The organism is Bradyrhizobium sp. SZCCHNRI1009 (genome assembly GCF_032487575.1).
In the GTDB taxonomy this organism is placed as follows: Bacteria; Pseudomonadota; Alphaproteobacteria; order Rhizobiales; family Xanthobacteraceae; genus Bradyrhizobium.
The window spans coordinates 144603-156793 of sequence record NZ_JAUEUL010000013.1 but is presented as its reverse complement, the minus strand read 5'-3'; the positions used below and the strand labels follow the sequence as shown (position 1 = coordinate 156793).

11 protein-coding genes are annotated in these 12191 nt (G+C 67.5%); 6 read left to right on the top strand and 5 right to left on the bottom strand.

Annotation, left to right across the window (positions count from 1 at the left end):
- Window positions 1-561: 561 nt before the first annotated feature.
- The 5 genes from QX010_RS22375 (at window position 562) to QX010_RS22355 (ending at window position 5468) form a co-directional block, all read left to right on the top strand.
- Window positions 562-780, top strand: a complete 219-nt coding sequence (locus QX010_RS22375; RefSeq protein WP_315803983.1) for a hypothetical protein — start codon at window positions 562-564, stop codon at window positions 778-780.
- A gap of 154 nt (window positions 781-934) precedes the next feature.
- Complete coding sequence (locus QX010_RS22370; protein ID WP_315803984.1) at window positions 935-2146, top strand: ABC transporter substrate-binding protein; 1212 nt, start codon at window positions 935-937, stop codon at window positions 2144-2146.
- A 10-nt stretch (window positions 2147-2156) separates the two neighbouring features.
- A complete protein-coding gene (locus QX010_RS22365; RefSeq protein WP_315803985.1) occupies window positions 2157-3890 on the top strand; it encodes an FAD-dependent oxidoreductase in 1734 nt (577 codons plus the stop codon).
- Window positions 3887-4648, top strand: coding sequence for a glucose 1-dehydrogenase (locus QX010_RS22360; protein ID WP_315803986.1), 762 nt, complete (start codon window positions 3887-3889; stop codon window positions 4646-4648). The genes QX010_RS22365 and QX010_RS22360 overlap by 4 nt, the downstream gene beginning before the upstream one ends.
- Window positions 4649-4679: 31 nt before the next feature.
- Window positions 4680-5468, top strand: a complete 789-nt coding sequence (locus tag QX010_RS22355; RefSeq protein WP_315803987.1) for an IclR family transcriptional regulator — start codon at window positions 4680-4682, stop codon at window positions 5466-5468.
- Window positions 5469-5471: 3 nt separating this feature from the next.
- On the opposite strand, the gene QX010_RS22350 is transcribed toward QX010_RS22355, so the two are convergent.
- From QX010_RS22350 to QX010_RS22340, 3 genes are all read right to left on the bottom strand, one after another.
- Complete coding sequence (locus QX010_RS22350) at window positions 5472-6095, bottom strand: glutathione S-transferase family protein (protein WP_315803988.1); 624 nt, start codon at window positions 6093-6095, stop codon at window positions 5472-5474.
- Between the two features lie 111 nt (window positions 6096-6206).
- Window positions 6207-7808 carry an FAD-binding protein gene (locus tag QX010_RS22345; RefSeq protein ID WP_315803989.1) on the bottom strand — a complete coding sequence of 534 codons (1602 nt, stop codon included), beginning with the start codon at window positions 7806-7808 and terminating at the stop codon, window positions 6207-6209.
- A 1-nt stretch (window position 7809) separates the two neighbouring features.
- Window positions 7810-9471, bottom strand: a complete 1662-nt coding sequence (locus QX010_RS22340; protein WP_315803990.1) for an acetolactate synthase large subunit — start codon at window positions 9469-9471, stop codon at window positions 7810-7812.
- A 155-nt stretch (window positions 9472-9626) separates the two neighbouring features.
- Here QX010_RS22340 and QX010_RS22335 point away from each other — a divergent pair, with 155 nt between their 5' ends.
- Entirely contained in the window at window positions 9627-10685 is a 1059-nt protein-coding gene (locus tag QX010_RS22335) for a LysR family transcriptional regulator (RefSeq protein WP_316181916.1), read from the top strand.
- A gap of 21 nt (window positions 10686-10706) precedes the next feature.
- Here the strand turns inward: QX010_RS22335 and QX010_RS22330 are convergent, their stop codons facing one another.
- The gene (locus tag QX010_RS22330; protein ID WP_315803992.1) at window positions 10707-11114 is read right to left on the bottom strand and encodes an ACT domain-containing protein; all 408 of its coding nucleotides are present in this window, start codon (window positions 11112-11114) and stop codon (window positions 10707-10709) included.
- Between the two features lie 9 nt (window positions 11115-11123).
- Window positions 11124-12110: a glutathione S-transferase family protein gene (locus tag QX010_RS22325; RefSeq protein ID WP_316181913.1), complete on the bottom strand. Its 987-nt coding sequence runs from the start codon at window positions 12108-12110 to the stop codon at window positions 11124-11126.
- Window positions 12111-12191 lie beyond the last annotated feature (81 nt).

The window sequence follows — 12191 nt, the reverse complement described above, 5'->3', positions numbered from 1 at the left end:
GAAGGCCGGACCTCGACTGAGGCCCGTGGCCCGCCTGCGAAAAAAATGCAGGCGGCAGGTACCACAGGTCAGCCGGACGACCCGGCCCTCCCTGCGCGATGGGCTTACGATTTATACGCAGTCTCCCCGGTGTCCGGGCTTGTTAGCCACCGTCGTCAGCGCGATGCCTGAGGCATCCATCGCCGGCTTGACGCCAGCATCGGGGCGCCAGGACGCTGCGATTTCATCGTCCTGCCGGACTCGTTCGTCCACGCGCATAGAGCACGCTGCGATCCGACAGGCCACCGCTCCCCGCCTCGCGTATCGTGACGATCGCGCGTAACGCCCCTTCGGTGAGGCGGGATGGGCGGAAGCATCGTCCTGATTTGCCCGACGACACAAGCTGATCGGCCTGCGGCAGATTGGCTCGACGGGCAGTTTGCGCATGGCAGATCAGCGATTCTGCTGATCCGAAGCTCGGAAGAGCCGGAACCGGAGCCGCGGCTGGCGCGTTGCCGACAACATCAACACGCGTTGCGTCAACCGATTTTCGACTGAAGCCCCTGCTGCGGACAGTTCTGCATGAAGGATTTTTCAGACGCTGCGTTTTCGCCTGATGTCATCGTGCTGATGACGCAGGCCCTCGACAGTGCCATCGCCGCGCTGCCCGAGCCGGTGAGCTCGACCCATGTCACCCTGCTTGCCGAATCGGTGCTGCGTGCCGCCAAGACCGGAGAGCGGGATCCTGCCGCGATGCAACGACTGGCGCTGCTCGAATTGCAGATCATGCCGCGCGTGTAGCGCGCATCGCGCTACCCAGCCGCCATCCGATATCCGCGACGACCTCCACAGTCGTTGTGCGCTGCATCGCACCCATTCGTAATTGACAAACCAATTCGTCAATGTCTAACTCGCTGCCACCGCCGACAGAGCGGGGCAAACGGGGAGGATCTTCATGCGACGGCAGTGGCTCGCCTGCGCGTTTCTGGCAACGACGACATTCATTTCGACCCACGCCTCGGCCCAGGTGTCCGACGACGTGGTGCGGATCGGCGTGCTCACCGATCTCTCGAGCTGGGGGCGCGACAACAGCGGGCCGGGCTCGGTCGAGGCGGCGAAGATGGCGGTCGAGGAATTCGGGCCCACCGTGCTGGGCAAGCCGATCGAGATCATCAGCGCCGATCACCAGATGAAGACCGACGTCGGCACCACGGTCGTGCGCGACTGGTTCGACAACGGCAAGGTCGACGCCGTCGTGGACATCCCCAACTCCGGCATCGCGATTGCCGTGCACAACATGGTGCGCGAGCGCAACAAGATCGCGCTGCTGTCCGGTCCGGGCGCGAGCTCGCTCACCGACGAGCTGTGCAGCCCGAACACCGTGCATTTCACCTACGACACCTATGCGCTGTCGAAGGTGACGACCTCGGCCGTGATCGGCCAGGGCGGCAAGTCCTGGTACTTCATCACCGCGGACTATGCCTTCGGCCAGCAACTGGAGAAGGACGCGACGCGCTTCATCAAGGAGCTCGGCGGCACCATCCTGGGCGGCGTCAAGCATCCGACCAACACCGCCGATTTCTCCTCGTTCGCGCTGCAGGCGCAGAGCTCGAAGGCCGACGTCGTCGCCTTCGCCAATGCCGGCCAAGACACCGACAACGCCATCAAGCAGTCCGGCGAGTTCGGCCTGGTCAAGGGCGGCCAGAAGCTGGTCGGGCTGTTGATGTTCGACACCGACGTGCATGCGATCGGGCTCGAGGCGGCGCAAGGCACCTACATGACGACGGCGTCGTACTGGAACATGGACGATGCCACCCGCGCCTGGTCGAAGAAGTTCTACGCCCGCGCCAAGGTGATGCCGACGATGATCCAGACCGGCGTCTATGGCTCGGTGCTGCACTATCTCAAGGCGATCAAGGCGGCCGGTACAGACGATCCCAAGGCTGTCATGGCGAAGATGCGCGAGCTGCCGATCGAGGATACCTTCGTTCACGGCGGCAAGCTTCGCGAGGATGGTCGCGTCATCCGCGACATGTATCTCGCCCGCGTCAAGAAGCCGTCGGAGTCGAAGGAGCCGTGGGACTACCTGGAGATCGTCAAGACCGTAAAGGGCGAGGATGCGTTCCGGCCGGTCTCCGAATCCAAGTGCCCGCTGCTGAAGAAGTAGGAGCGCGCGCATGAGCGGAGCAGATCACCAGGCCGGCGAAACCCATGATTGCGACGTGCTGGTGGTCGGCTCGGGCTGCGCCGGGCTGTCGGCGGCGGTCACCGCCGCCCAGGCCGGGCTGAAGGTCGTCGTCACCGAGAAGGAGCCGCGCTTCGGCGGCACCACGGCGCGCTCCGGCGGCTGGCTGTGGATTCCGGGCACGTCGCTGGCCAAGGCCTGGGGCATCGACGAACCGCCCGAGCTGGCGCGCAGCTATCTGCGCCACGAGGCCGGCAACAGCTACGATGCAGCGCGGGTCGACGCGTTCCTGAGCAAGGGCCCGGAGGCGGTCGACTTCTTCACCAGCAAGACCGCGCTGAAGTTCGACATGCCGCTGACCTTTCCGGACTATCACGCCGAGGCACCGGGCGGCACGCAAGGCGGCCGCTCGATGGTCACGCGGCCGTTCGACGGTCGCGAACTCGGCGACCACATCAAGGATCTCGGCCAGCCGCTGCCCGAGCTCACCGTGTTCGGCATGATGCTCGGCTCCGGCAAGGAGATCATCCATTTCATGCGCGCGACCAAGTCGCTGGCGTCAGCGTTCTACGTCGCCAAGCGGCTGTCGAAGCATGCGCTGGACGTGCTGCGCCACGGCCGCGGCATGACCTTGACCAACGGCAATGCGCTGGCGGGGCGGCTGGCGAAGTCGGCATTCGATCTCGGGATTCCGCTCTGGCTGTCGTCGCCGGTGGCCGAGCTGATCCGCGACGGCGAGGCCGTGCGCGGCGCCGTGGTGATGCGCCAGGGCCGACGTATCCGCGTCAATGCGCGGCTCGGCGTGGTGCTGGCCTGCGGCGGCTTCCCGCATGACGTCGACAGGCGCAAGGCGATGTTTCCGCATGCGCCGACCGGACAGGAGCATGTGTCGCCCGGCCCTGTCGGCAACACCGGCGACGGCCTGCGGCTCGCGGAAGCCGTCGGCGGCCGGGTCGAGGATGGCCTGCCGCATGCGGCGGCCTGGGTGCCGGTCTCCGTCACCACGCGCAAGGACGGCAGCAAGGGCGTGATGCCGCACTTCATCGACCGCGCCAAGCCGGGCGTGATCGCGGTGACCGCGGATGGCGTGCGCTTCGCCAATGAAGGCAACTCCTACCACGACTTCGTGCAGGCGATGGTCAAGGCGGCCAAGCCGGGACGCGAGATCGCGGCCTGGCTGATCACCGACCACCGCTCCTTGCGCCGCTATGGCCTCGGCTGCGTGCCGCCGTTCCCGATGCCGCTCGGGCATCATCTGAGCACCGGCTATCTCAAGCGCGGCGCGACGCTGGCCGAACTCGCGAGCACGACGGGCATCGATCCGCGGGGGCTCGAAGCAACCGTGGCCGCGTTCAACGCCGATGCCGCGCTGGGCCAGGATCCCACGTTCGGCAAGGGCTCGCGCGCCTACAACCGCTATCAGGGCGACGCGCTGCATGGGCCGAACCCGTGCGTGGCGCCGATCAAGGACGGGCCGTTCTACGCGATCAAGATGGTGATCGGCGATCTCGGCACCTATGCCGGCATCCGCACCGACGAGCATGCCCGCGCGCTCGACGCCCAGGGCCAGCCGATCGAGGGGCTGTATGCCGCCGGCAACGACATGGCGAGCATCATGGGCGGCAACTATCCGGGTGCCGGCATCACGCTGGGACCGGCGCTGACCTTCGGCTACATTGCCGGCCGGCACCTCGCGGAACGCGCGGGCCAAAGGAGCGCCGCATGAGCGACCATCAGATGTTGGCCGGAAAGCTGGCGCTGGTCACCGGCGCCGCCAACGGCAATGGCCGTGCGATTGCGCTGGGACTCGCGGGCCGCGGCGCCGATGTCGTGATCACCGACATCGACATGGAGGGTGCGGAGCGCTGCGCCGCCGAGATCCGCGGCCATGGCCGCAAGGCGTGGGCCTACAAGCTCGATGTCACTGACGCCGCAGGCTGCGCGGCATTGGCCGCGCAGCTACGCGCCGAGGTCGGACCGATTTCCATTCTCATCAACAATGCCGGCATCATCATCCGAGAGAATATCGACTCGCCGCGGGCCGCGCAGAACTGGCAGCGGGTGATCGACGTCAATCTCAACGGCGTGTTCAACGTCACCTACGCGTTTCTCGCCGCGTTGCGCGCGACGCGCGGCACGATCGTCAACATCGCTTCCGTCGCCTCCTTCATCGGCATCAGCAACACGCTCGGCTACTCGCCCTCCAAGGGCGGCGTGAAGTCGCTGACCCAGGCGCTGGCGCGCGAGCTCGCCGCCGACGGCATCCGCGTCAACGCCATCGCGCCCGGCGTGATCGCCACCGCGATGACGGAGACGACCCGCAACGATCCGGAGCGGCTCGCCGGCTTCATGAGCCGCACGCCGCTCGGCCGCGTCGGCCAGCCGGAGGAGCTCGCCGGCCCAGTGGCGTTCCTGGTCTCGGACATGGCGTCCTACGTCAACGGCGTGACCCTGCCGGTCGACGGCGGCTTCCTGGCGGTGTAGGCACGGCGCCGAACCAGGGGCACAACAAGACATGGGACGAGAGAGCCGCGGCATCCAATCGATCGAGGTCGGCGGCACCTTGCTGCAGGCGCTGGCGCGCAGCGGCGAGCCGATGATGCTGCGCGACCTCGCGCGCGAGGCCGGGCTGCCGCCGGCCAAGGCGCATCCCTATCTCGTCAGCTTCTCGCGCATCGGTTTGATCGAGCAGGACGAAACCACCGGACGCTACGAGATCGGCCCGCTCGCGCTCGAGCTCGGCCTGATCAGCCTGCGGCGGCTGTCGGCGGTGCGGATCGCCACTCCGAAGATCGCGGCGCTCGCCGGCGCCATCGATCACGCGGTCTCGCTCGCGGTGTGGGGCACCAATGGCCCCACCGTGGTGCGGCTGGAGGAGCCGAGCCATCCGGTGCACATCGTGATGCGCGTCGGCTCGATCATGGCGCTCTTGGAAACCGCGACCGGCCGCGCCTTCGCGGCGTTCCTGCCGCCGAAGACGGTGAAGGCCGCGCTCGACGCCGGCCTCGACCGTCTCGGTGTCGGCTACAATCCGAAGCGCGCACTGAGGAGCCCGAAAGTGGCGGAGATGCTGGCCGAGGTGCGCGCGCAGGGACTGGCGCGCGCCGTCGGCGATCCCCTGCCTGGCGTCAATGCCTTCGCCGCGCCGGTGTTCGATCACGCCGGTCATGTCGCGCTGGTCATCACCGCGATGGGACCAGCCGGCACCTTCGATGCCGGCTGGCAATCGCCGCTCGCCAACCGCCTGCGCGCCTGCGCGGCCGAGATCTCCAAGCAGCTCGGCCACGGCATCGCGCAGCCGTGAGCCTCAGGCCGCGACCGAGCGCTTCTCCGGCCACGGCTCGGCCCACGCCGGCAGCCGCATCAGCCCGTCGAGCCAGCGCACGATGTTCGGAAACGCCTCCATCGGCATCTCGGCCTCGCGCCAGTCGGTCGCCATCGAAGCGGCCGCGAAATCGGCAATGGTGAGCCGGTCGCACGCGATGTGGCTGCGCGCCCGCAGATGCGCATCGAGCACGGCGGCGAACGTCTTCAGGTTCGGCACCTTCGCGACCAGCGCGGCACGGTCCGGCGCACCGATCCCGAACGTCTTCTTCACGATGTGCTCGAAATAGAACGGCCCGACCGCGGGCGCCCAGTGGCAATCGGTCCACGCCAGCCAGCGCAGCACCTCGATCTGCTCCTGCGGATCGCGCGCCGGCCACATGTCGCAGCTCTCGCGGATGCAGAGGTGCGCCATGATGGCGGTCGACTCCCACAGCACGGTCTCGCCATCGACCAGCACCGGCGCCTTCATGTTGGGATTGAGCGCGGCATAATCCGGCGTCTTCATTTGGCCGGTGATGTCGATGAACTCGGCCGGGACGCCGAGATGCTTCACCAGCGCCAGCACGCGGCGCGGCGCCTGAGCCTTGATCCAGTAGATCTTCATGACGGGTCTCCATCTCATGTGCCTCGAAGACGAACGTAGCAGCACCGGATCGACAGTGACCGAGCAATAATTCAGCGGCGGTTCCGCTGACTCGTACGGTTCCCGTAGCCGTCACATCGCGCGCACCGCCGCCCGTGCGGTGAGAATGCAACCCGGCAGGAACGTGCCCTCCAGTGACCGCTTGCCCGACGCGCCGCCGCCGCCGAAACCGGCGGCTTCGCCGACCGCGTAGAGGCCGCCGATCGGCGCGCCCGTGGTGTCGAGGACCCGACTCTGCAGATCGGTCTTGAGGCCGCCGAGGCTCTTGCGGGTGATGAGTTGCATATGAATGGCGATGTAAGGCCCGGCGCCCGGCGCCTGCAGCGGCGCAGGCTTGCAGGTGCGGAGCTTGTCGGGCCCCCATTGCCGCGCGTGCAGGATGCGGCGCAACTGGTCGTCGTTGTGGAGCTTGTCGCCATTCCCAAAGTTCGCGTCGAAGGCGTCGGCGGTGGCCTGGAGCACCTCCGGCTTCACGTCGCCGGTGCCGGTCAGCGCATTCATTTTGGCGGCGAGGCCAGCCAGCGTCTCGTCGACCAGGAAATGCCGGCTCTCGCGCTGCATCTGCCTTACCAGGCGATGATTGCCGAGCAGCGTCTCCTTGAGGAACATCGGCATCTGCCGGTCGCGGATGCGCGGATTGTGCTCGGCGCCGGAGATGGCGAATTCCTTGGCGGCGATGCGCCAGTTCAACAGATGCCACGTATACGGCTTCTCCTGCGCCGCGACGCGCTGGCACAGATCATGGGTGTCGAAGCCGGTCACCAGCGGCTCGGGCCCGATCCGCTCGCCGCGATGGTCGAGCCACAGCGCCGATTTGCACGGCACCAGCGACAGGCCGTGGCCGTCGAAATGCGGAAACGGATGCGGGATGCCGGCGGCGTAGTTCCACATCTCGCCGGCATGCGTGATCTCAGCGCCCAGCGCCTCGGCCGCAAGGTGATGCAACTTGCCGTCGGAGAACGGATGCGCGCCATTGAGCATCGCCGCCGGCAGCGGCCGGCTCTTCAGCCAATTGGCGCGGGCCTCCTGGTGGCTGCCATTGAGGCCGCCCATCGCCAGCACTGTCAACGGGGCCGCGATGCGGATCTCGGCGCCGGTCTCCTCGTTGACGGCAACGACGCCCGCCACGGCGCCGCCGGCGCGATCGAGGCCGACGACGCAATGGCGGTGCAGAACCGTCAGTCTGCCGCCACGATCGGCCGCGCGCATCGCCGCGATCATCACGCGCGTCAGCCGCTGCGAGGTGCCCCAGACGATGTGATAGCGCGGCAGCGCATTGCCGTCACCCTGCCGGCCGCGCTCGACCCAGTTCACGGCCGGCATGAAGTTCACGCCATGCGACAGCAGCCAATCGTAGACCTCGGCGCGCGAATGCTCGACGTAATAGCGCGCCCATTGCAGCGGCCAGTGCTCGGCCGCGTCGAGCTCGCCGAACCTGATCCAGTCGCGCAGCGCGATCTCCGGCGTATCCGGGATCTTCATCCGGGCCTGCAACGGCGTGCCGACCAGCGCCATGCCGCCGAATGCCCACAACGCCAGCCCGCCGAACCGCTCCGGCGTGTCCCGGTCCACGATGGTCACCGATTTGCCGGCGCGCAGTGCCTCCAGCGCGGTGACGATGCCGGCGAGACCGCCGCCGGCGATGACGAGGTCGGATTGCAGCGTCGCGCTCATGTCACGGCGCGATCTTGCGCTTGAGCATCCGCGCCACCGGCAGCGGGACGCGGTCGAGCGATCCCAGGAGATGCGGCAGGAGCTTCAGCTTGAGGCCGGTCAGCGCCGGCGGCACCATCGCCTCGATCAGATGCGGCCCCGGCCGTGCCAGCGCCCCCTGCAACGCGCTGGTGAGTTCGTCCGGCGTGGTGACGCGTGTCGATCGCACGCCCATGCCGTCGGCGATCTGCGCGAATTTCAGGACCGGCCCGTGCAAATCGAGCTGCGCCCGCGCCTTCGGTCCGATCTCCTCGGCGCCGACCCGCTCCAGCTCGACATTGAGCACGGAGTAGGAGGCGTTGTTGAAGATGATGGCGGTGACGTTGAGCCGCTCGCGCGCGATCGTCCACAGCGACTGGATCGTGTACATCGAGCTGCCGTCGCCGATCAGCGCGATTACCGGCCGGTCCGGACAGGCGATCGCCGCGCCGATCGCGTTCGGCAACCCCTGCCCGATGGCGCCGCCGGTCAAGGTGATCAGATCGTGGCGCGGCGCGCCCGCGGTGAACTTCGACAGCATCAGGCCGGAGCTGATGGCCTCGTCGATGATGATGGCGTTCTCGGGCAGGAGATGACCCACGGCCTTGCAGACCTTTTCCGCGGTGAGCTTCTTGCCGCGCGGACGCCCGGGCCGCGAGGCCGGTGACAATGCCGGCGTGGCGCTGTTGGCCTCCAGCGCGGCCGCAAGCTTGACCAGGCTGCCCGCGGCGCATTGCGCCGGCGTCGACAAGGTCAGCACCTTGCAGCCGTCATGCGGCAGATAGCTCTTCTTGCCGGGATAGGCGAAGAACGACACCGGCGCCTTGGCGTCGACCAGGATCAGCGTGTCGATCTCCTTGAGCTGGATCTGCGCCATCTCGGCGAGATAGGCGATGCGCTCAACGGCCGGCAGGCCCGCTCCCCGCTGCATGCGCGTCGGAAAGGTCTCGGCGTAGACTTTCACGCCGCAGGCCGCCGCGATGCGCGCGGCCGCCAGCAGCGACTCCTCGTGCAGCGCGGTGCCACCGAGCAGAAAAGCGCTGCGGCCGCCCGCCCTGATCGCCTCGGCGACCGCCTGCACGGTCGCATCGTCGGCGGCCGCCGGCGGCTCGATCACCGGCGCCGGCTCGGCGACGCCGCCCTCCCCCCAGGACACGTCGGCCGGCAGGATCAGCGTCGCAACCTGTCCGGGCCAGGAGCACGCCGCCTTCACGGCCGCCACCGCGTCGCGGCACAATTCCGACGTCACCTGCGAGGTCCAGACGAATTCCGGCGAGACGTTGCGCGCGACGGTCTCGATGTCGGACTGGAGCTGCGCGTCATACGGGACATGGTAGGTGGCGTGGTCGCCGACGATGTTCACGACGGGCACCTTGCCCTTGCGCGCATTGTGCAGATTGGCGAGGCCGTTGCCGAGGCCGCAGCCGAGATGCAGCAGCGTTGCCGCGGGCGTGCCGGTCATGCGGGCGTAGCCGTCCGCCGCGCCGGTCGCCACGCCTTCGAACAGGCACAGCACGGCGCGCATCTCCGGCGCGGAATCCAGCGCCGCGACGAAATGCATCTCCGAGGTGCCGGGATTGGTGAAGCAGACCCGAATGCCGGAATTGACCAGGGTCCGTATCAGAGCTTGCGCGCCGTTGGGCATGAGAAGAGCCTGTTGCCGGGAGACTGCCGCAGCGCGGGGCGACTTGGCCAACCCCGCCATGGCATTTCCCCTGTTTGTATTTGCGCCATTTTGGAATTGACGGTCTCAGAAATCCAATGAATTGTTATGGCTGGATCAATGATTTCGGCTCATCGATGTACACCCCCACCCTGCGCCAGCTGCAGCAGTTGGTCTACCTCGCGGAAGAGCGGCATTTCGCCCGGGCGGCCCAGCGCGCCCACGTCACGCAGTCGGCGCTGAGCCGCAGCTTGCAGACCTTGGAGGACGCCGCCGGGATGCGGCTGTTCGACCGCAGCTCGCGCTCGGTGGAGATCACCCCGGTCGGCGAACGGCTGGTGGCACGGGCCCGGTCGCTGTTGTCTGGCGCCGACGATCTCGGCCGCGAGATGCGCCTGCTCCGCTCGGGAGATGCCGGCGAGGTGACGGTGGGCGTCGGCGCCTTCACCGGGCTGACGCTTCTGCCGGATGCCATGGCGCGGCTGTATTCGGAGCACCCGTCCGTGCGCATCATCGTGGTGCAGGACAATTGGCGCGCCCTGATGGAGGTGCTGCAGCAAGGCAAGCTCGATTTCTTCCTCGCGCACATCACCGACATCCGCGCCGACGACAGCCTCGACATCGAGCCGCTCGGCGGCCTTCCGGGATACTTCTACTGTCGGGCGACTCATCCGTTGGCGCGCCGACGGGAGCTTTCGGCACGCGAACTTGCCGGCCAGCACTTCGCCTCCGTTGCGCTGCCGCCGGAATTCAGCAGGCGCCTGGAAGCGCTCATCGCTGCGCCGGAGGGCCGCGGCTTCGACGTCGCGCTCGAATCCGAGAACGCGAGCCTGCTGGTGCAAATGGCCATTCGCTCCGACATCGTGCTCGTCGCGGGCGACGCCGTTCTCACCCACGAGCTGGCCTCCGGTCAGTTGATCCGCCTCAACGTAGCCGAGCTGAAAGAGCCGCGCGCATCGGATCTGCTGATGGCGCAGTTCGGCATCCTGCGGCTGAAGGGGCGGACCCCGTCGCCCGCAGCGATGATGTTGATGGACCTGGTGCGCGCGCAGGCCGAGCGAACGCTGATCGCGCCACGCCGGCCTCCGGCCCCCCGCGCCGCGCGTGACACGAAGCGGTCGCCGGCCACGACACGCAAGAAACCGAGTGGACTCCGGCGAGGCCGATCGCATCACGTCGGCAGAAGCAAAGCCTGACTGATCGTCGTCCTGCCATCGCTAGGTGGCGGCGCTGCGAGACAGCTCATGCAAGAGTAGCACGGCTTCCTTGCCTCGTGCTTCCGGCACGAACAGATGATCGTGGTGAAACGCCGAGACCGCGTTGACGCTGATGCCGGCGGCCGCGAGCTTCGTCGTCACCGCGGCAAGGAAACCCACCGCATCAAGCGCTGATAGCACCGAGAGCGTGATCAGGCGCGAGGCGAACCGGCAGGGCAACCCTGCCCGCTCTGCTTCCTCGCGCCGCACGATGAGCGTGATCGCTTCGCGCTCCCGGAACAGCATGAGGGGCGTCAGCCCGGCCGGGATGTCCTGATGCGTGTCGACAGTGCAGAACACGAACACGCCGTCCTGCAGCTCGGGAGCCATCGTGCGCAGCAGCGTATCGAGGTTGCGTTCACCCGCCATGGATCCTCGTCAATTCGTCGCCAGGCGCTCGCGCCCATGCGGCGCGGTGAAATCCTGCCGCGGCCCGACCGGGACGATGCCGGTCGGATTGATGGTGCGATGGCTCTCGTAATAGTGCCGCTTGATGTGCTCGAAATTCACTGTCGCGGCGATTCCCGGCCATTGGTAGAGATCGCGCGTGTAGGCTGCGAGATGCGGATAGTCGGCGATGCGACGGATGTTGCACTTGAAGTGGCCGACATAGACGGCATCGAAGCGGATCAGGGTCGTGAACAGCCGGATGTCGGCCTCGGTCAAGGTGTTGCCGAGCAGGAAGCGGCGCGCCGACAGCCGCTCCTCCAGCCAGTCGAGCGTGGCGAACAGCGGGCCGATCGCCTCCTCATACGCCCCTTGCGTGGTCGCGAAGCCGCATTTGTAGACGCCGTTGTTCAGCGTGTCGTAGACGCGCGCATTGATGGCGTCGATCTCGTCACGCTGGGCTTGCGGATAATAGTCACCTTGACTGGCGCCGACGCCGTCGAACGCCGAGTTCAGCATGCGAATGATCTCGGACGACTCGTTGTTGACGATGGCGCGCTTCTGCTTGTCCCACAGCACGGGCACGGTGACGCGGCCGGAATAATGCGGCTCTGCGGCGGTGTAGACCTGGTGCAGAAGGCCGGCGTGATTGACGCTGTCGGCCACGACGCCCGGACCCTCGGCAAAGGTCCAGCCCTGCTCGCGCATCAGCCAGTGCACGACCGATACCGAGATCATGTCATCGAGCCCCTTCAGGGCGCGCATGATCAGGGTGCGGTGAGCCCACGGGCAGGCCAGGCTGACATAGAGATGATAGCGGCCCGCTTCGGCCGCGAAGCCGCCGGTGCCGGACGGGCCCGGACGGCCGTCAGCCGTGACGAAGCTGCGGAATGCAGAATCCTTGCGGATGAAACGGCCGCCGGACGCCACCGTGTCGTACCAGACGTCGTGCCATTCGCCGTCGACCAGCACTCCCATGACGCTCTCCTCTCACGCCGTGACCTGCGCGGGGGCGCAGCAATGTGCCGCCCTCTTGCCTTGGCCCTTACGTGACAGGAG

Excerpts from the sequence above, each read along its gene's own strand:
- QX010_RS22340 (WP_315803990.1), bottom strand. The coding sequence starts at position 9,471 with ATGCCCAACGGCGCGCAAGCTCTGATACGGACCCTGGTCAATTCCGGC.
- QX010_RS22365 (WP_315803985.1), top strand. The coding sequence starts at position 2,157 with ATGAGCGGAGCAGATCACCAGGCCGGCGAAACCCATGATTGCGACGTG.
- QX010_RS22360 (WP_315803986.1), top strand. The coding sequence starts at position 3,887 with ATGAGCGACCATCAGATGTTGGCCGGAAAGCTGGCGCTGGTCACCGGC.
- QX010_RS22350 (WP_315803988.1), bottom strand. The coding sequence starts at position 6,095 with ATGAAGATCTACTGGATCAAGGCTCAGGCGCCGCGCCGCGTGCTGGCG.
- QX010_RS22375 (WP_315803983.1), top strand. The coding sequence starts at position 562 with ATGAAGGATTTTTCAGACGCTGCGTTTTCGCCTGATGTCATCGTGCTG.
- QX010_RS22330 (WP_315803992.1), bottom strand. The coding sequence starts at position 11,114 with ATGGCGGGTGAACGCAACCTCGATACGCTGCTGCGCACGATGGCTCCC.
- QX010_RS22325 (WP_316181913.1), bottom strand. The coding sequence starts at position 12,110 with ATGGGAGTGCTGGTCGACGGCGAATGGCACGACGTCTGGTACGACACG.
- QX010_RS22355 (WP_315803987.1), top strand. The coding sequence starts at position 4,680 with ATGGGACGAGAGAGCCGCGGCATCCAATCGATCGAGGTCGGCGGCACC.
- QX010_RS22370 (WP_315803984.1), top strand. The coding sequence starts at position 935 with ATGCGACGGCAGTGGCTCGCCTGCGCGTTTCTGGCAACGACGACATTC.
- QX010_RS22345 (WP_315803989.1), bottom strand. The coding sequence starts at position 7,808 with ATGAGCGCGACGCTGCAATCCGACCTCGTCATCGCCGGCGGCGGTCTC.
- QX010_RS22335 (WP_316181916.1), top strand. The coding sequence starts at position 9,627 with ATGTACACCCCCACCCTGCGCCAGCTGCAGCAGTTGGTCTACCTCGCG.